At 38.1% G+C, this 25,758-nt stretch carries 16 protein-coding genes; 9 read left to right on the forward strand and 7 right to left on the reverse strand.

Annotated elements, in window-relative coordinates:
* Window positions 1-32: 32 nt before the first annotated feature.
* A complete protein-coding gene (locus tag HND50_06110) occupies window positions 33-332 on the reverse strand; it encodes a cysteine methyltransferase (GenBank protein ID NOG44786.1) in 300 nt (99 codons plus the stop codon).
* Between the two features lie 227 nt (window positions 333-559).
* On the opposite strand from HND50_06110, the gene HND50_06115 reads away from it, so the two are divergent.
* Window positions 560-2,218: an acyl-CoA dehydrogenase gene (locus tag HND50_06115; GenBank protein ID NOG44787.1), complete on the forward strand. Its 1,659-nt coding sequence runs from the start codon at window positions 560-562 to the stop codon at window positions 2,216-2,218.
* 123 nt (window positions 2,219-2,341) lie between these two features.
* The gene (locus HND50_06120) at window positions 2,342-11,020 is read left to right on the forward strand and encodes an SDR family NAD(P)-dependent oxidoreductase (GenBank protein NOG44788.1); all 8,679 of its coding nucleotides are present in this window, start codon (window positions 2,342-2,344) and stop codon (window positions 11,018-11,020) included.
* A 228-nt stretch (window positions 11,021-11,248) separates the two neighbouring features.
* Here the strand turns inward: HND50_06120 and HND50_06125 are convergent, their stop codons facing one another.
* Window positions 11,249-11,698, reverse strand: a complete 450-nt coding sequence (locus tag HND50_06125) for a hypothetical protein (protein ID NOG44789.1) — start codon at window positions 11,696-11,698, stop codon at window positions 11,249-11,251.
* A gap of 154 nt (window positions 11,699-11,852) precedes the next feature.
* Between HND50_06125 and HND50_06130 the strand changes: the two genes are divergently transcribed.
* Window positions 11,853-12,344, forward strand: a complete 492-nt coding sequence (locus HND50_06130) for a GNAT family N-acetyltransferase (protein ID NOG44790.1) — start codon at window positions 11,853-11,855, stop codon at window positions 12,342-12,344.
* On the forward strand, window positions 12,334-13,095 hold the full coding sequence (locus tag HND50_06135) for a site-2 protease family protein (protein ID NOG44791.1): 762 nt from the start codon (window positions 12,334-12,336) through the stop codon (window positions 13,093-13,095). The genes HND50_06130 and HND50_06135 overlap by 11 nt, the downstream gene beginning before the upstream one ends.
* Window positions 13,096-13,126: 31 nt before the next feature.
* On the opposite strand, the gene HND50_06140 is transcribed toward HND50_06135, so the two are convergent.
* Window positions 13,127-14,557, reverse strand: coding sequence for a M24 family metallopeptidase (locus HND50_06140; GenBank protein NOG44792.1), 1,431 nt, complete (start codon window positions 14,555-14,557; stop codon window positions 13,127-13,129).
* Window positions 14,558-14,721: 164 nt separating this feature from the next.
* Here HND50_06140 and HND50_06145 point away from each other — a divergent pair, with 164 nt between their 5' ends.
* Window positions 14,722-15,213, forward strand: coding sequence for an acyl-CoA thioesterase (locus HND50_06145; GenBank protein ID NOG44793.1), 492 nt, complete (start codon window positions 14,722-14,724; stop codon window positions 15,211-15,213).
* Between the two features lie 9 nt (window positions 15,214-15,222).
* On the opposite strand, the gene rpsU is transcribed toward HND50_06145, so the two are convergent.
* Entirely contained in the window at window positions 15,223-15,420 is a 198-nt protein-coding gene (rpsU, locus tag HND50_06150) for a 30S ribosomal protein S21 (protein NOG44794.1), read from the reverse strand.
* Window positions 15,421-15,590: 170 nt separating this feature from the next.
* Here rpsU and HND50_06155 point away from each other — a divergent pair, with 170 nt between their 5' ends.
* From HND50_06155 to HND50_06170, 4 genes are all read left to right on the forward strand, one after another.
* The gene (locus tag HND50_06155) at window positions 15,591-17,270 is read left to right on the forward strand and encodes a SpoIIE family protein phosphatase (protein NOG44795.1); all 1,680 of its coding nucleotides are present in this window, start codon (window positions 15,591-15,593) and stop codon (window positions 17,268-17,270) included.
* Window positions 17,271-17,401: 131 nt separating this feature from the next.
* Entirely contained in the window at window positions 17,402-20,305 is a 2,904-nt protein-coding gene (locus HND50_06160; GenBank protein NOG44796.1) for a PAS domain S-box protein, read from the forward strand.
* A gap of 91 nt (window positions 20,306-20,396) precedes the next feature.
* Entirely contained in the window at window positions 20,397-21,458 is a 1,062-nt protein-coding gene (locus HND50_06165; protein ID NOG44797.1) for a PAS domain S-box protein, read from the forward strand.
* A gap of 21 nt (window positions 21,459-21,479) precedes the next feature.
* Window positions 21,480-22,835: a sigma-54-dependent Fis family transcriptional regulator gene (locus HND50_06170; protein ID NOG44798.1), complete on the forward strand. Its 1,356-nt coding sequence runs from the start codon at window positions 21,480-21,482 to the stop codon at window positions 22,833-22,835.
* A 69-nt stretch (window positions 22,836-22,904) separates the two neighbouring features.
* Here the strand turns inward: HND50_06170 and HND50_06175 are convergent, their stop codons facing one another.
* The 3 genes from HND50_06175 to HND50_06185 form a co-directional block, all read right to left on the reverse strand.
* Window positions 22,905-23,510 (reverse strand): hypothetical protein, encoded by a 606-nt coding sequence (locus HND50_06175; GenBank protein NOG44799.1) that lies wholly within the window; start codon window positions 23,508-23,510, stop codon window positions 22,905-22,907.
* 241 nt (window positions 23,511-23,751) lie between these two features.
* Window positions 23,752-24,696, reverse strand: a complete 945-nt coding sequence (locus tag HND50_06180) for a hypothetical protein (protein NOG44800.1) — start codon at window positions 24,694-24,696, stop codon at window positions 23,752-23,754.
* 165 nt (window positions 24,697-24,861) lie between these two features.
* Window positions 24,862-25,698 (reverse strand): hypothetical protein, encoded by an 837-nt coding sequence (locus tag HND50_06185; protein ID NOG44801.1) that lies wholly within the window; start codon window positions 25,696-25,698, stop codon window positions 24,862-24,864.
* Between the last annotated feature and the right edge of the window lie 60 nt (window positions 25,699-25,758).

Raw genomic sequence — 25,758 nt, forward strand, 5'->3', positions numbered from 1 at the left:
TATGTCAGAATATAATATCAAATTATGGTTTCTCAAAATTCGTGTCTAAAATCTTTTCCGATTTTTCCATACTTATCAAACACAACGCCCTCTTCCATTAACAATTGGCGTTGTAAAATATGATGCGCTCCTGCCGTTCGTAAGCTTATTTTTAATTGTGAATTAACTACCCGCCACCATGGAGCTTCCCTCTCCTCAGGCATGGCCGACATGGCATAACCAACCATACGCGCCGTACATTTTGGCAGCATCACGGCAATCTGTCCATAGGACATAACTTTCCCTTCCGGAATTGCCTCAACTATCTTATAAATTTGATCATAAACAGACATGACTGAAAATACATTAACTTACATTTTTTTCAAACAAGGATATTTTAACATATTAAGACTAAAAAAGCTTAAATTTTCTGAATAGCCCTTTTATTGGGTAAAATAATTGCTTAACTTAGCATTTCAAATCCCTACCCCGCATTGATTTAAATATTTTTTTTCCTTCCGCCTGGAATGCGGGCAATTTAACTACGTCCTATTATAATATATTAACAAAGGAGTTTACTATGGGCGCTGGCCTTGATAAAGAAACACTAAATATGATTCTGGATTCGATTAAAGAATTTTCAGCGGCAGAATTAACAGATAATAAGCTTATAGAAATTGATGAAAAAGATGAATTTCCAATTGACATAATTAATCAGATGTGTGGCGAGGGCCTTGGCTTACATTTGTTGTTTATCCCGGAAGAATACGGCGGCCTTGGTGGCGGTGCTTTTGATGATTACCGCGTCTGTGAGCAATTGGCGCGTGTAGACCTTGGAATTTCAACAGGTGTGTTTGCTACATTTTTAGGCAGTGACCCAATCGTGTTTGGCGGAACAGATGACCAGAAGAAAAAATGGCTCTCGAAAATAGCTGAAGACGGATTGTTAATGGCGTATGGTGCAACTGAACCCGCTGCTGGCAGTGATCTTGGTGCTTTAAAAACCATCGCTACTCCTGTTGAGAAAAAAGGGAAAGTTGTTGGCTACAAAATTAACGGAACTAAGCAGTGGATCAGCAATGGCGGTTATGCCGATCTGTATACTATTTTGGCCAAAACGCCCGGTGGCCCAAGCTGGTTTGTTGTTGAAAAAGAGGCCGAAGGATTTGAAAAAGGTAAACCGGAAGACAAACACGGTATCCGGGCCAGTAATACAGCAGCCCTTTCATTAGATGATGTTTATGTAGATGCCGACCGTTTGCTTGGCGATGTTGAAGGCCAGGGTCTTTTCCAGGCGCAGCTTGTTTTTGGCTACACACGCTTAATGGTTGCAGCTTTTGGTCTGGGTGCCGGATGGGCTGCTATTGATCGTGCCATTCCTTACTCCGTTGACCGCATCCAGGGTGGAACACCACTTTCTGAAAAACAAGGTTATACCCACAAATTAATTATCCCGCATATTGTAAAGCTTGAAGCATCGCGTGCATATATTGAAGAAACAGCTGAGCGGATTGATGATGGCGGTGGCAATTTGAATACAGAAGGTGCGATCGCAAAATATATGGCAACCGTTGCAGGTAACGAAGCTGCCGAAGCAAGCATCCAGGCACTCGGTGGATACGGCTATACTAAAGAGTATATGGTTGAAAAATACAAGCGCGATGTCCGGATTACCACAATCTACGAAGGCACTTCAGAAATAATGGAAATGACCATTTGCCGCGACCGTTGGCAATTACATTTAAAAACACGCGGCCAGCACTACCATGATGAAGCTGCTAAAATGGAGCAACTGCACAACACTAATAATAATGTTGGCGCCGCAACTGCTGCATTGGCCCTGCATGCCCTGGCTGTAGTAATGGAACGCGCAAGAGAAAAAAGACTGACCCGCAACCAGCACATTTTATTTAGGCTAGGCGAATTGACTGCCTTCGCCGAAACGGCCGCGAGTTTTGCCAGACGCGCAGACAACCTGGCTTCCGGTAAAATAATTGATAAAGCCGATGCCCGTTTCAAAGCAGATATGCTTTCTGCAATGAGCCGTATATTTGCCCGTGAAGCTGCCTTAAAAGTTTCTGAAGAAGGTTTACGATGGATTGCCGGTGTTGGTGAAATCAGCGATGCAGATATATCCGGATTTGAGAGCGCATTAAATTTATCAGCCATTCATAAGGCACAATCCGGAATGATAACCGATATGGATTATGTTGCTGATGTAATTTATGAAAGAGTCTAACTCATAATCATAATCTTGATCATTCTCATGCTCGCATTTGTTTTTTAATCAGAATATTTTGAGTATGAGAAAGAGTATGATCACGATTAAGAATCAAAAATTAAAAGTTCAGTGGAGATTTAAATGAAAAAGAGTAATCACAAAGCAATCGCTATTGTCGGCTTGGGTGCAATTATGCCGGATGCCGGCGATGCAAAAACCTTTTGGCAAAATATCAAACAAAGCAAATACAGCATTTCCGAGGTTCGTCCGGATCGTTGGGATATAAAAAAATATTTTGACCCCGATCCCAAAGCACCGGACAGAAGCTACACCAAAATTGGTGGCTGGGTTCATGATTTTGACTGGCAGCCTTTGAAATGGAAAATGCCGATTCCGCCAAAAGTTGGCGATCAAATGGATTACACACAAAAATGGGCCATTATGGGCGCACGCGAAGCCTTAATGGATTTTGGTTTTCCGGAGCGAAAACTGAACCATGAGCGCACGGCTGTCATTTTTGGAAATGCCATGAGTGGTGATTTACATCTTTATTCTGCTGCGCGGATTTTATTCCCTGAGATTGAGGAGCAATTGGTAAATGCAAAAACTTTTACCGGGCTTTCTGCTGAACAAAGAAAAAATATTCTCGAAGAACTTCGAACTAACGTGGGCAACCGCTATGCGCCCATAACCGAAGATACAATGCCAGGTGAACTTAGTAATATTGTGGCCGGAAGAATCGCTGCCCTGTATGATTTTAAAGGGCCAAATTACATAGCCGATGCAGCTTGTGCCTCCGCAATGGCTGCTATGAGTGCCGCTATTGAAGGCCTTGAACAAGGTGATTATGACACTGTTTTGACAGGGGGAATTGACGCCAATATGAGTGCCTCTTCCTATATAAAATTTTGTAAGATTGGTGCTCTTTCTGCCACTGGTACACGGCCTTATGATCAGGGTGCCGATGGATTTGTAATGGGTGAAGGTGCGGCTGTTTTCTTATTAAAACGTCTTGCAGATGCAGAGAAGGATGGCGATAAGATTTATGCCGTAATCCGTGGTATTGGAGGCTCCAGCGATGGAAAAGGAAAAGGAATAACAGCACCAAACCCGGCAGGACAAAAATTTGCCATCGAGCGTGGCTGGGAAAATGCAGGTGTTTCTCCATCTACAGCAGGAATGATTGAAGGCCACGGTACATCTACACGTGTTGGCGATGCAGGAGAATTGACTGCACTTAACATGGTTTTTGATCCACTAAACCTTAAACCCGGATCGATCGCCCTCGGTTCTGTAAAGTCAAATATCGGGCATTTAAAGGCAGCAGCCGGATCCGCCGGAGTTTTTAAAATGGCTATGGCGTTGCATGATAAAGTTTTGCCACCAAGCCTGAATTTTCAAAAACCAAATCTGACAATCGATTTTAATAAAACGCCTTTTGCTGTAAACACTCAACTGCGGGATTGGGATTTAAACGGGCATGAGGTTCGACGTGGCGGTGTCTCGGCTTTTGGATTTGGCGGTACGAATTTCCACACAGTTTTGGAGGAATATATTCCAGGAAAAATCACATCCGAAATTGAACGGGAAGAGAAAACAACTGTTGCCGTCGGAAACATTCCATCACAAAAAACAGAAGCCAGAAATCCAATCCAGGGCGCAATGGTAATTGGCGGAGCGACAGATGCTGAAGTTACCAACCGACTTAAATCTGTTCTGATAGATGCTGAAAACGGAAAAACCCCAAAAATATCGGCACCACAACAATCCGATCTTGATGCAGATGTTCGTCTTGCCATCGATTATAAAGACGCGGCAGAGCTGGCAGATAAATCAGCACGTGCATTAAAGGCTTTTGAATCAGGACAGGAGAGGCGTTGGAAAGCACTGCAAGGTAAAGGGATTTTCCTGGGTAAGGGTCCAAAACCAAAGGTTGCTTTTATTTATCCGGGACAAGGTTCTCAGTATGTAAATATGCTTAAATCTTTAAACGATACGGAAAAAATTGTTGCCAATACTTTTCGCGAGTCGGATGCAACGATGACCCCGCTTTTAGGCAAACCGTTAACAGATTATATTTTTGTAAATGACAATGATGAAGCGATAAAAAAAGCAGAAGAAGACCTTAAACAAACGGAGATTACCCAACCCGCCGTATTAACATCAGATATTGCCCTTACCAGAATGCTGGACTCTTTTGGGATGAAACCGGATATGGTTATGGGGCACAGCCTTGGCGAATATGGTGCATTGGTAGCCTCCGGTATTCTTGATTTTGGTCATGCGCTAAAAGCTGTAAGTGCACGTGGTACTGAAATGTCAAAAATATCAGTTGATGATAACGGACTTATGGCGGCGATTCTTGGCCCATTGGATGAAATTAGAAATGTTGTAGAAAAAATTGATGGCTACGTGGTCATCGCCAATATCAACAGCAATAAACAGGCTGTTATCGGTGGTGAAACCAAAGCGGTTAATGCTGCTGTAAAAGCTTTTCAGGAAAAAGGGATTAATGCACAACTTATTCCGGTAAGCCATGCTTTCCATACAAAAATTATTGCATCTGCCAGCGGGCCATTGGGCCGTGTACTTGCAGGTATGGATATGCAGCCACCAAAAGTTCCGATTATTTCTAATGTAACCGGTGAGTTTTATCCACAAGGTGGCAAGGAAATTGTCCCCGATATTATTGATCTTTTGTCAAGACAAGTCGCCTCTCCGGTTCAATTTGTAAAGGGGTTAAAAACATTACATAACGATGGTGCCCGTGTTTTCGTTGAAGTCGGCCCCAAGCGCGCACTTACCGGATTTGCAGAAGATGTTCTGGGCGGTAAAGATGGCGATATACTTTCGCTTTCAACAAACCATCCAAAAAATGGAGATATTGTAAGCCTTAACCGCGCACTTTGCGGATTGTATTCTTGCGGGCATGGCGTTGGATTGCCAGAAGAAAAACAAGATGTGCAACCAATCCAAAACCAGCATACAATTTCTCAACCGGCACAACCCGTTGCTGCTTTTCAACAACCAGCGGCGCAAGCCAAACCAAACCCGGCACAAACCCCTCCCGAGAAGGGAAATAATTTAAATAATCCAGGAATAAATGTTCCTTTAAGTGGCGATCGTTATCAACAATTAGGACACCTTTTTGCAGAGTTTATGGAAAAAGGTATGTCCATTTATGGTGGCGAACAACCTGCTGCTACAGTAGAAAACGTTTGTATTACCGGAGCCGCGCTCGGTTTACCTGGTACTGAACGGGTTTTTGATGATTCCAATATTGAACGCCTTTTAAACGGCGAACAATTTATAAAACCAATCTCAAATAAATTGCGACAAGAAATTGCAGATAAAAATATTACACGCCTCGTAAAAACCGGCGGCGGTGGTCCACGTTTCGAAACCATTGATGATCCGGCCGATGTGATTAAGCTTGCCGCAAAACCAAATATTATTGATTTGGTGGATGATTTTGGGTTTCCTGAAGAGCGGATGCAGGCTTTAGATGAAGTAACCGTTTTGGCAATCGGGGCTGGACTTGATGCAATGAGGGACGCGGGAATTCCGCTAAAAATGAAATACAAAAATACAACCACAGGAACAAAACTCCCGGACAGATGGCTTTTACCGGAACACATGCGTGATGAAACAGGTGTGATTTTCGCTTCTGCGTTTCCGGGATACGATTCATTTGCCGATGAGATGAAACGTTTTTATAAATACCGCCAACGCACAAAAATGATTGCGGAACTAAAAAGTTTGCGTGATAAACTGGCCGGTACCAATGGAAATGGAACAATAGAAGAAATTGATTTACGTATCCAGGAATTTGAAGACAAGGTTCATAATGAGCCTTATAATTTTGATCGCCGTTTCTTATTTAAAGTTTTATCAATGGGTCATTCACAGTTTGCAGAATATATCGGAGCCCGCGGACCAAATACACAAGTTAACTCAGCATGTGCAAGTACAACCTTGGCCATCACAACTGCCACAGATTGGATCCAGGCAGGACGTTGTAAAAGGGTTATTGTAATTTCTGCCGATGATATCACGACAGATTCATTATTGGGCTGGTTTGGAGCCGGATTTTTGGCAACAGGTGCTGCAGCAACAGATGCTGTCGTTGAAAACGCTGCAATCCCATTTGACCGTCGTCGTCATGGCATGATAATCGGGATGGGTGGTGCTGCTCTTGTTCTTGAAGCACAATCTGCCGTTAACCAGCGAGGAATGCAGCCGATAGCTGACGTTCTGTCCACTACAATTGCGAACAGTGCTTTCCATGGTACGCGCCTGGATGTTGACCATATTAAAGGAATAATGGAAGGTTTGATAAATCAGGCTGAAAAAAAATGGGGTGTCGACCGCTTTCAGATTGCACCTCAAACTGTTTTTGTTTCCCACGAAACTTATACGCCGGCCCGTGGTGGAAGTGCAGCCGCTGAAGTTAATGCCCTGCGCCATGTTTTTGGACCAACAGCAGACCAGATTGTAATTGCAAACACAAAAGGTTTAACCGGCCATGCTATGGGTACCGGCATTGAAGATGTTTTAGCCATAAAAGCAATTGAAACAGGTATTGTACCTCCAATTGCCAATTTCAAAGAAGTAGATCCCGAGCTTGGCCAACTTAATCTATCCAAAGGCGGAAAATATCCTGTGCATTATGCGCTTAGACTTGCGGCAGGATTTGGTTCACAAATAAGCATGAGCCTTACTCGATGGAGACCGACTCCTGATGGACAACAAAGACCGCCACATGAGTTGGGTTACACGTATCGAATTACTGACCATAATATTTGGAATAACTGGATGGCCCAAATAAGTGAAAGTGCTCATCCTGAATTGGAAGTTGTAAAACGGACTTTGCGTGTAAAAGACAATGGCGCAGGGGCAATGCCGATACCTGAAGCAGCAGTTGCTACACCGCTGCCAAAAGTAGAACCCGCACCATTACAGGTTCCTGATGTGCAGCCTGTGAGTCCTCAAAAAGATGAGCCACAACAAGAAGATGCTGTCCAAAAGAAAGTCCTGCAACTGATAGCTGAGAAAACAGGTTATCCACCGGATATGCTTGATCCCGATTTAGACCTTGAAGCTGATCTTGGGATTGATACAGTCAAGCAAGCCGAGATGTTTGCTTCCGTGCGTGAAGAATACAACATTGAGCGTGATGATTCTGTCCAGCTGCGTGATTATAGTACACTGGCCTCGGTGATTCAATTTGTATATGATAAACGTCCGGAATTAAAACAAGAAACTGTTATTTCGGGTGTACCTGCCGTGGAACAAGAGCAAACAACTGCAACTCAGCAGCCTACAGACCAATCCGGAAATGCCGTTCAGGAAAAAGTTTTGCAATTGATTGCTGAGAAAACCGGTTATCCACCGGACATGCTTGATCTTGATCTTGATTTGGAAGCCGATTTAGGAATTGATACAGTAAAGCAGGCAGAGATGTTTGCCTCCGTGCGTGAAGAATATAATATTGAACGTGATGATTCCGTTCAATTGCGCGATTACAGCACCCTGGCCTCGGTGATTCAATTTGTTTTTGATAAGCGGCCTGAATTAAAACAATCGGAAGCAGCGATTTCAGCTCCCTCACCTGTAGCTGCACCTGTTACGGCACCAGTAACACAAGCCGTGTCTTCGGGAACAAACGCGGTCCAGGAACGTGTTCTGGATTTAATTTCCGAGAAAACAGGCTATCCAAAAGATATGCTCGATCTTGACCTTGACCTTGAAGCCGATCTGGGAATTGATACAGTAAAGCAGGCCGAAATGTTTGCATCTGTTCGTGAAGAATACAGCATCGAACGTCAGGAAGATATGCAGTTGAGAGAGTACAATACTCTCAATGCGGTTATCCAGTTTGTTTATGATTTTAGACCTGATTTAAAACAAGAAACTTCGGCTCCCGCCCCGGTTGAAACTCCTGTGCAAGCAGAACCTGTACCTGAAACCCAATCTGCAAATGGCGATGCCGTTCAGGAAAAAGTACTCGATCTGATTTCTGAGAAAACAGGTTATCCCAAAGATATGCTTGATTTGGATTTGGACCTTGAAGCCGATCTGGGAATTGATACAGTAAAGCAGGCCGAAATGTTTGCATCTGTTCGTGAAGAATACAGCATCGAACGTCAGGAAGATATGCAGTTGAGAGAGTACAATACTCTCAATGCAGTTATTCAATTTGTTTACGATTTCCGGCCAGATTTGAAAAGTGGTGGAGCAGCTATACAAAAAACAGAAAATGTTGAGACAAAAGAAGAAAAAACAACAGCTTCTACAGCTCCCGCAATAGCCGGCAGCTTAGACGCAGCCAACCAGATTCCACGCCGTATGCCGGTTCCTGTTTTGCGTCCGGCAATCGAGCTCTGCAAAGAATCTGCTATAAAACTGAATAAAGGCAGCCGTGTTATTGTTATGCCTGATAATGGTGGTGTTGCAAAATCACTTCTGTCAAAACTTAAAAAACTTGGTGTAGAATCTTTATTAATTGAAGGCACACCGACAGCAGACGAGCTGATCAACCAGATTGAGAAATGGCAAAAAGAAGGCGATATTAAAGGTGTTTATTGGCTTTCTGCTTTGGACCATGCCGGTGAAATTAAAGACATGGATATCGAGGCCTGGCACCGGGCAATTAATATCCGCGTAAAACTTCTTTACACCACAATGCGCACCCTGTTCGATCAAATCGCTGGCAAAGAAACATTCCTGGTATCTGCAACACGTCTTGGCGGCCAGCATGGTTATGATGATGCCGGTGCATATGCCCCGCTTGGTGGTGCTGTTAGTGGATTTACAAAATCTTTTAAACGTGAAAAGCCTGATGCACATGTAAAAGTGGTTGATTTTGAAAAAGGCCGTAAAACAAGCATTTATGCAGATCAGATTATCGCAGAGACATTATTCGATCCAGGTGCAGTTGAAATTGGTTATAAGAACAATCAGCGTTGGACAGTTGGTTTACAGGAAAAAATTGTTGAAGATCCGAATGGAGGAATGGAGCTAAATAAAAAATCCGTTTTTGTGGTTACAGGAGCTGCCGGAAGCATTACATCAGCGATTACTGCTGATCTTGCTCAAGCATCGGGCGGGATTTTTTATCTGCTAGACCTTGCACCAAAACCTGATCCAACAAACCCTGATATCATCAAGTTTAACAACGACAAAGAAGGATTAAAACGGGATATTTTCCAACGCTTAAAAGAGAGTGGTCAACGTGCTACTCCTGCTATGGTTGATAAAGAATTAGCAGGGCTGGAAAGAAGCAACTCTGCCCTTTCTGCAATACAGGCTGTTGAAAATGCCGGCGGAAAAGCATTTTATTATAGCCTCAACCTGATGGATAATGAAGCTGTTGCAAAAGTGATTCAGGAAGTGGAGAAAACGTATGGCAGGATTGATGTGCTTCTCCATGCAGGTGGGCTGGAAATAAGCCGCTCATTAGCCGATAAAGAAGCAAAAGAGTATGACTTGGTTTTTGATGTAAAAAGTGATGGCTGGTTTAATTTACTATCTGCAATTGGTGAGATGCCTCTTTCTGCTGCAATAGTTTTCAGCTCCATTGCCGGACGTTTTGGAAATGCCGGGCAAACCGACTACAGTGCAGCCAACGATCTGCTTTGTAAAAGTATATCCAGTTTCCGCAGTACAAAACCGGAAACACGCGGAATTGCATTTGACTGGACAGCCTGGGGTGGAATTGGCATGGCCGTTCGCGGATCTATTCCCACAATAATGAAAGCGGCCGGAATTGATATGCTGCCTCCGGAAGCCGGCATCCCAATGATTCGTAGGGAGCTTACATCCGGTAACAATCGCGGTGAGTTTTTAGTTGCCCAAAGCCTCGGGATAATGATGCAGGAATTTGACGAAAGCGGTGGACTTGATCTTGCTAAAGCACAAAAACCTGCATTAAATGGAATCATGACCGGCAAGGTGAGCGGACTAGGGCTTTATTCCGGGCTGGAAATTGAGACATCATTTAATCCCAAAGAACAGCCATTCCTTTTTGATCACCAGATAAACGGTACGCCTGTTCTGCCTGGTGTAATGGGTATTGAGGCTATGACGGAAGCAGCAAAATATCTCTTTCCGGACTGGCATGTTACATCGGTTGAGAATGTTAGTTTTATGTCTCCATTTAAGTTCTATAAAAACGAAGAGCGAACCGTAAAAGTGAACGCTCAGTTAACGATGCAAGGAAATAAAATCATTGCCGATTGCAGCTTATCGGGTTCACGAAAGTTACATGGTCAGGATGCTGAACAAATTACAAAACATTTTTCAGCCAGAATTATTTTGGACAAAACAGCAAACAAATCACAAAAAATAAAAGCTCCTGCAAAAGCTGGCAAAAAGAAGGTAATTGCAGAAGATATTTATAAGCTTTATTTTCACGGTCCGGCTTACCAGGTTATTGAGCAAAGTTGGTTAACCAAAGATAATATAGTAGGGTCATTTAAATCCATGCTACCTGCAAACCATTCTCCTAAGCAAAAAGTTTCTATAGCCATGCCAAGGCTTATTGAACTTTGTTTCCAGACAGCAGGAATTTTTGAAATGGGTAAACAGGAGCGAATGGGGCTTCCTTACCAAATAAAACAGCTTAACTTTTATGCGCCTATCGGGGAGAATAAAAAGAAATTAAATGCGGTTATAAATGAAGGAGAAAATGGAAATTTTGATGCAAAAGTAGTTGACTCTTCCGGAACTGTTTATCTTTCATTGGAAGGTTACAGGACAATGCAAATGCCGGATGCAATAGATGCGGATTTGTTGAAACCACTAAAAGAAATAATGTAAAGATTGTACTATAATTGTTAAAAAATTGTCATCCACCGACTGGTCAGTATTTATAACCTGTATGTTTTAAAAGGGAATCCAAAACACAAATAAGTTTCCTATATAAGCACGCAGGTTGAGATGTCGGCTTGCCCCTGAGTTACAAAAAGTAGTAGGATTTTAAATAAAAAAAGCCCGCACATGCCGGGAAGAATTGTGCAGGCTTGGGGTCTTTCGAGGTTTTTTATCTTAGAATGCTAAGCTTAAATATGCATCATCTACAATCTTTGTAACTTTCTCTTTGTCATCATTGTCGTATGCAAAAACGATTGATTCAATTGTGGATTTAATTATCTCATTTTTTTCAAATTTGTAAATCCTTTTAAGAAAATCAATGGCCCAATCATTTTTCATTTTGTATAAAGTTATTAAGGAAAGCCTGCGGATATTTAGATTATTATTATTTCTAAACTCACGCATAACATCATAAACAGCATTTCGGTTATCAATGCTCAAGTTTTCACTATGTTTGATAATTAGTTGCATTGCGGATAACTTTACACCCATATTTTCGGATTTTAACGAAGATTTAAGATTATCGCTGAACAGGTCCCAATCTACTTGGTCATTATTTGGTACCGCAAAAGCAAATGATGAAAGCAAACTTACTATTAAAAAGGTAACTAAAAATTTTCTCATAACAACTCCTTGTTTTAAGGCTTGTTTAAATTTGTTTTGAGGTTCTTTACGCGAGTTGTTATTCTAATGTTACATTTTATTTTAAAAAAAATTTGCTTTTTATGATTTTATCATTTTTGATTGTAAACATTACAATGCAAAGAGGTCTGGTTTAATGAAGTTAGAAATTCGTACTGCAATAAAAGAGGATTGTCCTTTAGTATTAGATTTTATAAGGGATTTAGCAAAATATGAAAATCTTGAACATGAAGTAATTGCCGATGTTACAAAACTGGAGAGAACTCTTTTTTCAAAAAATGCATTTGCTGAAGTTTTTTTGGGATATGAAAATGATAAACCTGTTTGTTTTGCCCTGATTTTTAAAAACTATTCAACTTTTTTAGCAAAACCCGGAATCTATTTAGAAGATTTATTTGTAAAAGAAGAATCTCGAGGAAAAGGTTATGGCAAACAAATGCTAGCATTTTTAGCCAAACTCGCTGTTGAAAGAGATTGTGGAAGACTGGAATGGTCGGTACTCGACTGGAACAAACCAGCTATTAATTTTTATGAAAGCCTGGGAGCAATTGCTATGAAAGAGTGGTTTGGTTTTCGGATGACAGAGACTGCATTAAATAAACTGGCAGATAGTATCGATGAGAAATAATTTTCAATTTCAACTTAGCCCAATATTCTTAATACTTGTTGGAACCTGCCTTTTTTCAGCAACTCAGCTATCAGATAATTCAGAAAATATTGGTATCTGGACTTTTATTTTTGTAATCAGTGGCTGGATAATTTCTTTGAGCCTGCATGAATTTGGCCACGCCTATACAGCATTTCGTTTTGGAGATAAAAGTGTTGAAGAAAAAGGCTACCTTACTTTAAATCCGCTAAAATACACAAACCTGTTAATGAGCATAATCATGCCTGTGGTATTTTTAATGATGGGTGGAATTGGTTTTCCCGGTGGTGCAGTTTATATAAATATGGCAGCAATAAAAACAAACAAAGAAAAAAGCTTAGTATCGGCAGCAGGCCCGATTGCAACTTTACTTTTTGCAATAATTTTAATATTTCCATTCTTCTTTGGCATGGCCGATGCGAGTTATAACCGACCATTTTGGGCTGCCCTTTCACTTTTGGCCCTTTTGCAAATCAGTGCCCTGTTTTTAAACTTACTTCCCATACCGGGCTTGGATGGATTTGGTATTTTTGAACATTTTCTAAATAAAAATTTGAGATTAAAACTGCACAAGCTTTCAGGATTATTTTTCCTGGCAATATTTTTCCTTCTCTTCAATGATACTCCGGTAAGTGAAATCTTTTGGGTATCAATTGCTCAAACAGCAAAATTTTTAGGGATTGATTTTTCCCTGGTTCGCGAAGGGTACCAAATATTTACATTTTGGAATTGAGTAAGGCCTTCGAGCTAAAATCTATATATTTTTAATTCTTCACAAAACTACTTTTCTTTGCCATTAATTTTTCAATGGCATCAATTTCCCGGGGAGCTTCTTTAGACAAATTTCGGTAACCATCTTTTGTTACAAGAATATCATCTTCAATTCTGACACCAATATTTTTGTATTTTTCAAAAGCTGGTTTAACAGATTCAATAAAAGCATCAATTTCTTCTGCAGAAACTCTTCCGCGAAACATGGTCTTAATATTTTCCAATGCTTTTGGTGCAACATATATCCCTGGCTCTACTGTAAAAACCATTCCCTCTTCTAATATACGTCCCTTTTTACTTCTCTCCGAATAGCCACCGGCATCATGTGTATCCAATCCAAGCCAATGGCTTACACCATGCATAAACCAAACTCTGGTTTGCCAACGACTGTTTTTATCTGTAATTAATCCTAATTCTAATAATCCATCTTGAATAACACGTGCACTTGTTTCATGGACTTCACCAATTCCAATTCCTGGTTTCGTCTTTTCAATTCCTGCATTTTGCGCATCCAATACTATTTGGTAAATATCCGCTTGCTCTTTCGAGAATTTGCCATTTACCGGAATTGTACGAGTCACGTCGGCAGAGTACATCCCAAACTCCGCGCCAATATCCATCACCACAACATCACCATTTTTCATTTTATAATCATTGTCTTGATAATGTAAAATGGTCGAGTTTACACCAGAACCTACAATAGACGGAAATCCAACTCTCGGGCTACCATTTTTTAAATAGACATAATTAATCAACGCATCAATTTCGTACTCAAATAATCCGGCTTTTGTAGCTTGCATCGCTTCTTTTTGTGCTTCTACCGTTATGTCAATTGATTTTTGTAACTGTTCAACTTCCCAGGTACTTTTAATTAAACGCAATTCACCAATGTGTTTTCTAACATCTTCAGTTTTTTTAGGATACATGCCCCAGGAAGATTTAAGTACCCCTAAAACAGTTTCTATTAATTCCAAATCATCAAAAGGGAAATAAACTTTCTCTTTCCCACGTAGCAAGGTTTTTAATTTTTCTTCAAACAGATCCTTTGAATACGCCGTATCAGCCTTAAAAATATTCATGGCTCCATGCACTCCATAAGATTCTCCTACCCAAATCGCCATTCTAGGATCATTTGGTTTCACAAAAAGAATAAAATTTTTCGCATCACCTGGCATAATTATCATTGTGGCATCCGGTTCATCAAAGGCGCTCAAATAATAAAAATCGCTTTTTTGGCGAAATTTATATTCAACATCATTATTTCTTGGTTGTAAAGTGGCACCTCGCAAAATTATAACCCCATCATCTAATTTTTGCATCAAAGCCTCTCGCCGCGAAGCAAATTCTTCTGTATTTACTTGTGACAAAAGGAATGTGCTCATTAGTAATATTAAAACTATTGCCCAAATTTGTATGCGGCCCATAATGTTCTCCTAAAAATTAAATAATCTGAAAATAATTTTTTGTTATGGAAAAAAACTATAATTTAAATGAAATATTTGAAGAGCGTTGCAAAAAAGAGAATCTATAAAAGAAACAAGTATTCCCCAAATTGAGTTCTGCCCCATCCAAAAAACAATGAGGTATAATGATCCAAAAAAAATCGATTGCTTTGTCTAGCTGGGATATCGTTTTTCCAAATGATGCCAATCCGTTGGGTACAATGTTTGGAGGAAAATTAATGGCCATCATGGATGAGATGGCGGGTATTGCCGCTGCACGCTTTTGTAACCGGCCATCGGTAACCGCTTCAACAGAAGCTTTTATTTTTAAAAATCCTGTAACAGTAGGCGATAGAATTGAAACAACCGCGCGGGTTGTTTGGGTTGGAAAAACATCTTTAGTAGTTAAAGTAGAGGTGTTTTCAGAAAATCCTGTAAAAAACAAGGAAAGAAGATCATGCACAACCGGCCACTTTAATATGGTCGCCGTAGATGACAATGGAATTCCTACAAAGGTTCCACAATTAATTGTAGAATCCGATATGGAAAAACAAGACTACGAAGTAGCAGAAATTGTAAAGAGGCAGGCATTAATTCGAAAAAAGGAAGTATTAAAACGAAAAGGAATACTTCGGTAAAACCTGTTACTATAAAGAATACCTTTGCTGACGCATCATTTTTCTGATCTTTTTAACAGCTTCTTTTTGTTTTCTTTTTTTCTTTTCAGAAGGTTTCTCATAAAAACTACGTTTTTTCATCTCTTTGTAAAAACCTTCTTTTTGCATAATTCTTTTTAAGGTTCTTAACGCACGGTCAACATTGTTATTGTGTACTTTAATCTTCATAAATCATTGTTCCTGGTTTGTTGTTTTATTTAAAGAGCATGGAATATACAAAACTTCAATGCATGTTAAAAATAATTTTTATCTTTTATTAAAAAAAATATACATTTTATCTTCTTTTACAGGGATAAAATATTTAACTAGTTAATATTTATTTAGGTTGAAAACACTCTATGTTACTAAACTCCGAAAAATTTCATAAAAATCTTGAGCAACTTTTACAAAAGTTCAGATTGTTATGGCCGCTAAATTCTATATATGTATTTACTTTTAAAAATAAACTATTCAATGTTTGCTATGTTGATGAAAAAGGTGCCGTTGTTTACAAAGAACCGCCCAATGTTGAAAAACCAGAAAACTCATTTCTAATATTTGATATAGGTAAGAATGGTTCAAACACGGTTACTGAAACTATTAGTGATTTTGGTCTTAATACCCTCTTTTGTGAACAAACAGCAGCAAAAGAGCCTTTACTTATTGGATTGGTTTTCCCAGGTGCTTCAGAAAAAGAAAACGAAGTAAGCCTGATCTGTCATTCAATTCTATCTTTATATAACCAAAATTTCTTTGATGAAAAACTTCAGAAAAGTACAGAACGCTCAAAACAGGTTATGTCTGAAGTAAGTGTAATGCATGAGATTAGCCGTGCTTTTGAAGGATCAAATAGTCTTGACAACCTGCTTCATTACATTGTCGAAAAATCCAAATTTCTTATGCGTACTGAATCCGCTTCATTGATGTTGCATGTGGCTGAAACGGATGAGTTAGAGTTCAAGGTTGTTTTAGGACCGAAATCTGAAGAAGTGAAACCCTTTCGTCTTCCTGTAGGAAAAGGTATTTCAGGATGGGTTGCTCATAACCGTAAGCCTATCCTTATACCCGATGCTTATAAAGATGAACGCTTTGATCCAACTTTCGACAAACGAAGTGGCTACAGGACACGCAGTATATTATGTGTTCCTATGGTTCATAAGAATAAAATGGTTGGTGTAATGACCGTTTTAAACAGATTAGATAATCAACCCTTTTCTGAAGATGACAAGAACTTAATGCTTACTTTTGCTTCACAAGCGGCACTGGCAATTGAAAATGCCCGTTTATTAATTTCTGCGTTGGAAAAAGAACGCCTGGATAAAGAACTTCAGGTAGCATCTGAAATCCAAAATTTATTATTACCACAAGAAATACCGCAGATACCCGGTTTGGATATTAGTGCAACATATCTTCCTTGCAAAGAAGTAAGTGGTGATTTTTATGATATAATTAAACTGGATGAACACCGCTCAGCATTTATTGTGGCCGATGTAGCTGGCAAAGGCATCCCTGCAGCTATGCTGGTTTCTACAATGCAAGCAACTTTAAGCGCCTATCTGGAAGGAAGCCTTGATCTAATTTCAATTGTAGACAAATTAAATCTTAGTATTATAAAAAAATCTACTGAAGACCGCTTTATCACTTTTTTTATCTGTATATATGATTCCCGTTTCTCTACTATTACATATTTAAATGCCGGGCACAATCCACCTATTTTAGTGCGCAATAATAAGCTGATACACTTAAGGACTGGCGGGCTTTTCTTAGGATATACACCCTGGCAATATGAAAGTGAGACCATAGAACTAAAAGAAAACGATATATTGACACTTTATACAGATGGCCTTGTTGAAGCTATGAATGAGGCGCATGAAGAGTATAGTGATGAGCGGCTGGAACAAGTAATTCTTAATAATCAGAACAATCCCACACATTTAATCCTAAAGAATATTGAAAGCGATGTAAATAAACATATTAAACAGACTAAGCTAGACGATGATTTTACTTTGGCAGTCATCAAAAAAATCCCTCAGGATTGACTTCACAATAGAAATGACCTTTTATAGTTTTTAAAAATCTGCGAATACTTATTTACCATTACGAATATTCAATTAACAACTATATCTTTGTTTCCGAATAAAAACATATTACAAAAATAAAAATTGGAATTATGGCATTTCAGGAAAACAAAGTTTTTTCTGGTGAGGACTCCTTGACTGTTCTTGACCAGAAAGAAACAGAATTTGATTATAAATCAATCTTAGATACAATTGCAGACGGCCTGGTTATTACAGATGAATTTGGCACTATTGAATCTGTAAATAAATTAATTGAAGATATATTTGGTTATTCTGAAAATGAAATTCTTGAAAATAATATTAATGTTTTGGTTCCAATTCTTTTCATTAACGGACAACCAACTTTTACAAAGAAGACCGAATCTTTAGGGGTAAGACAGGATAACAATTCCTTTCCAATTAAATTTTCTGTTTCCAATTTGCATCAAAACGGCAAGCTTTTTTATAGCATCATCATTCAAGACATTAGTAAACAAAAATCATATGAACAGCAGCTTCAACTTGCGGCAAGTGCATTCCAAACAAATGAAGCCATTCTAATTACAGACAAAAATGGGCAAATAATCAAGGTTAACGATGCCTTTTCTAAAATTACAGGTTATCTATTTGAAGAAATTGAAGGGAAAACCCCGGCGGTCCTAAGTTCAGGTATCCATGATTCTGATTTTTACAAATCATTTTGGAATAAGCTAGTTTCAGATGGCAATTGGGAAGGTGAAATTTGGAATAAGAAAAAAAGTGGCGAAATTTATCCCCAGCACGCAAGCATAAGCGCTGTTAAAAATGAGGAAAACAAAACAACTCATTATGTTGCCATTTTTTCAGATCTTTCTGAAATAAAACGCCAGGAAGAGAATTTAAAAAGAAAGTCTGCAGAAGAAAAGGCATTAAGTTCCCTGCTTCGGTTGGCGCTAAAACCATCAAACACAAAAGTGTATTTACAAAAATCACTTGTCAAAGTATTATCTTCAATTCCTTGGCTTAAGCTTTCTAAAAAAGGGGCAATCTTCTTAGTAAACTTTGATCATGAAGGAGATGGTGAATTAGAAATGATTGCCCATTATAAACTTGGAGCTAATTTAAGAAAAAAATGTAATAGGGTAAATTTTGGCTCGTGTTTATGTGGAATAGCAGCGAAAAAAAAGAAAATACAATTTGCCTCTTGTATTGATAAGCGGCATACCACTACTTATGACGGGATTAAAGAGCACGGACATTATAATATTCCAATAATTGTTGAAGATGATGTAATAGGTGTTATTGTTTTCTACTTACAACACAACCACAAAGCCATGCCGCACGAAAAGCAATTCTTAAAACAAATTGCTAATGTTTTGGGTATCGGTATTTCACGTAGATATGCTGAAGAAAACTTGACAGAAGCTTTGATTAATGCGCAAATGGCACGAAACGAAATACAGGTTATTGCCGCGGAGGCTGAGCAAATGCGGGTTAAGGCTGAAATGGCAACAATAGCAAAAAGTCAGTTCCTAGCATCGATGAGCCATGAAATCCGTACTCCTATGAATGGTATTTTGGGTATGACAGATCTTCTTTTAAATACCAATCTTGATCAGGAACAGCAGGAATATGCCCAGTCGGTTAAATACTCCGGTGATACCCTTTTAACATTAATTAATGACATCCTGGATTTCTCAAAAATAGAAGCGGGTAAAATAGAATTGGAATCTATTGATTTTGAGCTACGGGATATTATGGACGGCATTAACGACATACTTGCGGTAAAAGCTAATGAAAAAAACTTGAATTTTAGCTGCCTTATGGATCCGGCTATAAGAAGTGAAATAAAAAGCGATCCAGGACGGCTTCGTCAAATAATAGTTAACCTGGCCGGCAACGCAATAAAGTTTACTGAAAAAGGTAGTGTAGAAATTTGTGGAAAACTGGAGTCTGAATCTGATACGAAATTGAAAATTAAATTTAGTGTCAAAGATTCTGGAATTGGTATTCCAAAAAGTGCCCAATCTAAACTATTTAAAGAGTTTACCCAAGTGGATTCTACCACAACACGCAAATATGGTGGAACAGGATTGGGGCTTGCCATATCTAAAAAGTTTGTCCAGCTGTTAGGCGGCTCAATAGGTGTTGAAAGTGAAGAAGGAAATGGCTCGACATTCTGGTTTACCATTGAAGTTGACAAAACAAATCATAAAAAAAATCAGTTTCAGATTGACTTACGGGGCAAAAAAGCCTTATTAAATTCTGATGCTGAAGCGACAACTTTATATCTGAAAAAACAATTGGAATCCTGGGGAGCTTTGGTTACCGAAACAGATTTTTCGAAAGTGTATCAGCATTTAAGCATAAACTCATATGATTTTATATTTGCTAAAACAAATGACCCAGATATTAGTTTGGATGAATTTTCTTTATATTTAAAACACAACAAAGCTCATAAAAAATGTAACATGCTTTTATTAACGCCTTTATATGCTAAAGAAAAATTAGAAGATTTTAAAAATGAATTTACTTCGCACTTAACATTGCCTTTAAAGCATAAACAGCTTTTCAATTGTTTTTCTGCACTTGTTAAAGATACAACGAAATTAAATGAAAATAAGAAACAGGATATTAGAAATAGTTATTCGCAAGAGAACAAAAAACAGACAAAAATCCTGCTTGCAGAGGATAATAAAATCAACCAAAAAGTTGCCTTAAAAATGCTGGAAAAAATAGGCTATGATGCCGATTGTGTTGAAAATGGTGCAGATGCTGTTAAGGCAATTAAAACTAAAACTTATGATATTATTTTGATGGATTGCCAAATGCCGTTAATGGATGGTTTTGAAGCTACTGTGGCAATTAGAAACCTGGAAATGGAAGGCAATCCAAAAACAAATATAATTGCAATGACCGCATTTGCTATGAAGGGCGATCGTGAAAAATGCATAAATTCTGGAATGGATGACTACCTGAGCAAACCCATCGATAGAAATGCCCTTAAAAATATGATTGAAAGCTGGTCCCCTAAATAAATACCCTGCCGAAGCTACCGGGAAACAGAATACATTGGAAAATGGTGTTCAATTTGTTAATTTTATTAAATCTTAACAAAAGAATTTTTTAATGGACAAACCCATAAACGATTGTGCTTTATTTAAAAGCGCTTTTAAATATTCACCAGACGCTATAATTCTTACAGACTTGGATGGATATATTACCGATGTAAATCAGGCCTTTGTTGATTTATATGGTTGGCAAAAAACAGAAATACTTGGAAAGAATACAAGTATTGTTCGGTCTGAAAAAACAGATGATGCCTTTATCAGGGATATGTGGAAATCGATAAATGAAAGTGGCCGATGGCAAGGTGAAATTACCAATAAAAATAAAGATGGAAAGCTGATCCCTATTTTATTGACGATAACGCAAATTATAAGAGACGGGCAAAAAATTGGTTACATGGGTCTTGATATTGATATGACCAACCAGCTAAAAATGCAAGAACGCATCGCCCAATCACAAAGACTTGCCACCATTGGCAAAATGGCATCAAAAATTGCTCATGAAATCCGCAATCCTCTTTCCTCAATAAGCCTCAATGCAGAGTTACTGGAAGACGAGATGACTTCCGACACGTTAGACAAGGATGAAGCAAAACTTTTACTAAAATCCATAATGAGTGAAGTAGACCGGTTAGCCAAACTTACAAACGAGTATTTGCAATTTTCACGTTTGCCCCGCTTGCAAAGTAGTGAACATGATATTTGTAGTTTAATCAATAACTTGGTTTTACTTATTGAGAATGAAATAAAAGCCACCAAAATTGAAATGAATATTCAGCTTCCGGATAAGCCCGTTATTCTAAATATGGATAAAGATCAGATTCATCGCATGCTTTTAAATCTTATCCGTAACAGCATTGAAGCCTTGCCAAACGGAGGTTTAATAAGCGTAGGAGTTGTTCAAAAAAATTCTCACATTGAAATTGATCTGCAGGATAATGGAGCAGGCATTCCTGAGGACCAGCTTGATAGAATATTTGAGCCATTTTACACAACAAAAAATCTTGGTACAGGATTGGGCCTTTCCATTAGCAGACAAATAATTGAAGAACATGACGGTGTAATTCAATACATTACAAAAAATAGTGGTGCTAATTTCTTAATTACCCTGCCAATAAAATGATCTTAATAATGAAGGTGATCTTTGCAAAATCCCACAAATAATATTTTGATTGTTGATAATGAAACCAGTATCCGGCAATCGATTACAAAAGTTTTAGAACGTTCCGGTTATTCCGTTTTTCAAGCTGAAAGCGGAAGGAGTGCCCGAAAAATTATAACGGAGCATCCGATTTCTGTAATTATTAGCGATTTAAGTATGCCAGTTATGGATGGTATGGAGCTTTTAAAATCTATTAAAAATCAATATCCTCTTATTGAATTTATTATGATTACCGGCCATGGTACAATTGAACGGGCGGTTGAAGCAATAAAATCCGGGGCTTACGATTTTATAAGTAAGCCGTTTAAACGAGCAGATATAATAAGAATTGTTGAAAAGGCACTCGTTAAGTTTAATCTTGCAACAGAAAACCGCTATTTAAAACAGCAACTGGCAGAAATTGAAACTGAAAAACATAACTTTATTGGCAACAGCCAACATGCGGTAGAGATTAAAGCTCTAATCCAGAGAATTGCCAATACGCCTTCTAATATTCTGGTTTCGGGAGAAAGCGGAACAGGAAAGGAAGTAATCGCTCGTTTAATCCATACAAACAGTAACCGAAATGATAAACCTTTTGTAGCCGTTAATTGTGGCGCGATTTCTGACAACCTGATTGAGAGTGAGTTATTTGGACATCTCAAGGGTTCATTTACAGGGGCTATCCGCGATAAAGATGGGCTTTTTATTTCTGCTAAAGACGGAACCCTTTTTCTGGATGAAATTAGTACAATCCCTATAAATCTCCAGGTTAAATTATTACGGGCTTTGGAAGAGCATGAGGTAATGCCGGTTGGGGCCACTAAAACTTATCCGGTAGCTGCCCGAATTATTGCAGCAACAAACCAAAACCTTCAAAAAGAAGTTGCCGAGGGTCGTTTTCGGGAAGACCTTTTTTTTCGCCTAAATGTAATTGAAGTAAATATCCCGCCATTAAGGCAGCGTGCAGAAGATATTCAGCTTTTAGTGACATATTTTATTAACCGAATTAACAAAAGTTTAAACAAAAATGTACAAGGTTTCTCAGCCAATGCTCTTCATTTGCTGCACTCACATTCATGGCCAGGCAATGTTAGAGAGCTGGAAAATGTGGTGGAACGAGCTATGATTTTTTGTGATGATGAATTAATTCATTCCAAACATTTACCACCCATGTTTTCTACCCAGGAAAATAACGGCCCGACAAGTTTAAAGGAAGCTGTTGCCCATTTTGAAATGAAGCATATAAACTCAATTCTATCCATGACACAGGGTGACAAGAAGGAAGCTGCAAAGATGTTGGATTTGGGTGTTTCGTCTCTTTACAGGAAAATAAGTGAATTGGGAATTGAGAAGTAAAAAGTTGTTCAAACATGACAGACTGAGCATAACGGGATTAACCGACTGCTAAATTTTCTGGCTGCCAATTCATCGTCCGGCGGTTTTACCGGTAATAGCCCAATGTAACTTATTTTGCACAGTCTGATAAAACAGTTGGGTTAATTCTGCCTGTGGATCATAATCGATGCTGCATTGCACGTAGATGTCAGTGATCTTTTGATAGAAGCGGCGTTCACTGGCACGGATTTCCCGGATGCGTTCCAACAGTTCATCAAAGTAATCTTTACCGAACAGTGTACCGCCTTGCTTTAAGCGCTCATCATCCAGGGCAAAACCTTTGGTGATAAACTCACGCAAAACACGTGTTGCCCAAATACGAAATTGTGTTGCAATACTTGATTTAATCCGGTAACCAACTGAAATAATAGCATCCAGGTTGTAAAACTTCTGATTTCTTTTTACTTCCCTGTTTCCTTCTTTTTGAACTTGTAAGAAATCCTTACAAGTTGCTGATTCTTCCAGCTCGCCTTCTGCATAGATATTTTTTAAATGCAGCGTAATATTTTGTGGTGTGGTCTGGAAAAGCTCCGCTAACATCTTTTGCGTAAGCCAAACTGTTTCTTCCCGCATAAGGACTTCAACTTTAACATTGCCCTGGGGCGTGGTATATAAAATGATCTCAGAGCTTTTCATAATTTCAGGTTTCTTGTGTTGGTATTTGTAAAAAATTTTGTGGACATTAAGTACTCACAGGAATAGTGAATAACGTAAAGAGAAGATAATGGAAAAAGTGATAAAAAAATAGAGAATTCATAGAACTATTTTAGAAGGATAGAGTTGGTTAACGACCGTGGTCAAGCCGATTTACGATTGCAAATTTTCAAACCAGGATTCATGCTCCTACGAGCAAATTAGGCTACAATATTTTGTTAATTTATTTAGTTATATCTAACATTTCATCAATAAAATCTTTATGTTTTGAGCTTATATTTTCAAATGAATAATTTTCATTCTTCGAAAAAGATCTTGAATCATAGAAATGAATCTCAAAAAATGGGTTCTTAAATGGATATCCATAATGGGCAAAAACTAAGTTTCGAAAATATCGAGCAACCCCATTAAAGTCGCCATGATTAAAAACATCATATTGTGCTTCAATCATCCAGTCGAGTGTTTTATTTTTATACATATCGGGTAAAGAAGAAATTGATAGATTAAACTCAGGATTAATATCTGTAAAATTCCACTCAAGAATTACATAGTTATTTTCAACGTAGCAGTTACTTTCTTTTGGACTGATTATTTGAAATTCAGGAACCCTTTTCTTTCTAATTTTCAGTTTGATATCAATTTTTTCAATATCTCCTTTCCATAAAGAACCAGTCTGTAAAATATATTCAAAACTTTTTGAACCTACTGAGTTAAATGACTCAGCTAATGAATATGTGTGTTTTATCCTCTTCGATTCTCCTGGCTCAAAATGCACATTAAATGTATAGACAACTGCATACTTTATATCTGGGAACTGTTTATTTAGCGTACCATTTTTCAGTTTAAAAGGATATTCTTTGTCATTAACAAAAACCTTGAAAGAATCTGGAGTAGAAGGATAATTAATAATATCACCGCCACCATTGTACACCCTAAACGGAAACCCAATTTGTAAGTCAAGTGCATCACCATAATTTTTAAAAGTTGCATCAACAAAAACATCCCAATAAGGTCCGGCCCTTTCGGTGATCTCAATTGTTTCATGAACCATTTGGACATCAGATGAAAACTCAGGAGTTACATTAACACCACTACCTTTAAATACACTGTCATTTGAAAAAGTAAAACCATGCAAAACAAAGATTATACAAAGAATGTTTTTTGTCATTTTATATTTTATACCAATATTTTTTTTGATAAGCTAACGATCTGCAATAAGGTGATTTGCCACTGAGCAAAACCCTCCAAGCCAAAATCATGCTCCAACGAGCAAATTCACCTACAATATTTTGTTATAATGCCCATATTTTAGCTAATAAACTGTTTGATACTTTTAAAACTGTACTTCTTTTATAACATGTATTTTAATATTATTATCTTCTGCTATTTTGTTTGCTCTTTCTTTGTTGACACCTATAAATTTAAAAGAGATATTACGAAATTCCTGAAAGTCTTCTAATATTGAATATGACTTAGGCAAATGAATTGAATTGTTACTCACTAACTCAATAATAATAGATCGTTCACTTTCAATATTTTTAAAGCTAACCATTTCAAATTTTTCATTCGATTTCAACTCTTCATATATTAAATCTTTTACATCTAATCCAGGGAAGTTTTCAAAGTATTCTTTTTTAATTTTTACAGTCCCTTTATACTTTTCCCAAATAAATACGCTATCAATTCCTTCAATAAAAACAAAAGCTTCATTCTTAATAATGTTATTGAATTTTCTACATTCATTGAGTGTTTTAAATTGGACATCCAAACCAATTAATGGCTTAAAAAAATCTTTATATTTTAATAAGTCATTAGGATTGAAGTCATAGCTTCCGAAACTTGTATTTAACTTGTCAAGGCATTTATTAAATGAAAAACTGCGCTGAGGAACATTATCCTTTAATACAAATAATTTGAACTTGGGAAAGGATTTTGAAGTGTTGTCATGATATTCCCAATTCTCAAGGATTGTTCTGATAGTTGATTGATTATCTAATAAAATTCCATTCTCTAATGGAAGCGCACATGATTCATCACCTAAATCAAATTCGAAAGGGAAAACACATATTTTCAGATTGTCAGGCGTAATATCAATATTCTCAAAAATTCGTTTGGAATTATCACATGAAGATATTAGCAGAACTATAAATATGGAGAATATATTTTTCATTATTAAAATACCGATTTACGATTTTTTCATTCTAACGTTTTGGGTTTACGGATTTAATAC

This window comes from Calditrichota bacterium (assembly GCA_013112635.1).
In the GTDB taxonomy this organism is placed as follows: Bacteria; Calditrichota; Calditrichia; order Calditrichales; family J004; genus JABFGF01.

Bases quoted from the DNA above. Each gene is read 5' to 3' on its own strand.
- HND50_06110 (NOG44786.1), bottom strand. From the start codon at position 332: ATGTCTGTTTATGATCAAATTTATAAGATAGTTGAGGCAATTCCGGAA.
- HND50_06115 (NOG44787.1), top strand. From the start codon at position 560: ATGGGCGCTGGCCTTGATAAAGAAACACTAAATATGATTCTGGATTCG.
- HND50_06120 (NOG44788.1), top strand. From the start codon at position 2,342: ATGAAAAAGAGTAATCACAAAGCAATCGCTATTGTCGGCTTGGGTGCA.
- HND50_06125 (NOG44789.1), bottom strand. From the start codon at position 11,698: ATGAGAAAATTTTTAGTTACCTTTTTAATAGTAAGTTTGCTTTCATCA.
- HND50_06130 (NOG44790.1), top strand. From the start codon at position 11,853: ATGAAGTTAGAAATTCGTACTGCAATAAAAGAGGATTGTCCTTTAGTA.
- HND50_06135 (NOG44791.1), top strand. From the start codon at position 12,334: ATGAGAAATAATTTTCAATTTCAACTTAGCCCAATATTCTTAATACTT.
- HND50_06140 (NOG44792.1), bottom strand. From the start codon at position 14,557: ATGGGCCGCATACAAATTTGGGCAATAGTTTTAATATTACTAATGAGC.
- HND50_06145 (NOG44793.1), top strand. From the start codon at position 14,722: ATGATCCAAAAAAAATCGATTGCTTTGTCTAGCTGGGATATCGTTTTT.
- rpsU (NOG44794.1), bottom strand. From the start codon at position 15,420: ATGAAGATTAAAGTACACAATAACAATGTTGACCGTGCGTTAAGAACC.
- HND50_06155 (NOG44795.1), top strand. From the start codon at position 15,591: ATGTTACTAAACTCCGAAAAATTTCATAAAAATCTTGAGCAACTTTTA.
- HND50_06160 (NOG44796.1), top strand. From the start codon at position 17,402: ATGGCATTTCAGGAAAACAAAGTTTTTTCTGGTGAGGACTCCTTGACT.
- HND50_06165 (NOG44797.1), top strand. From the start codon at position 20,397: ATGGACAAACCCATAAACGATTGTGCTTTATTTAAAAGCGCTTTTAAA.
- HND50_06175 (NOG44799.1), bottom strand. From the start codon at position 23,510: ATGAAAAGCTCTGAGATCATTTTATATACCACGCCCCAGGGCAATGTT.
- HND50_06180 (NOG44800.1), bottom strand. From the start codon at position 24,696: ATGACAAAAAACATTCTTTGTATAATCTTTGTTTTGCATGGTTTTACT.
- HND50_06185 (NOG44801.1), bottom strand. From the start codon at position 25,698: ATGAAAAATATATTCTCCATATTTATAGTTCTGCTAATATCTTCATGT.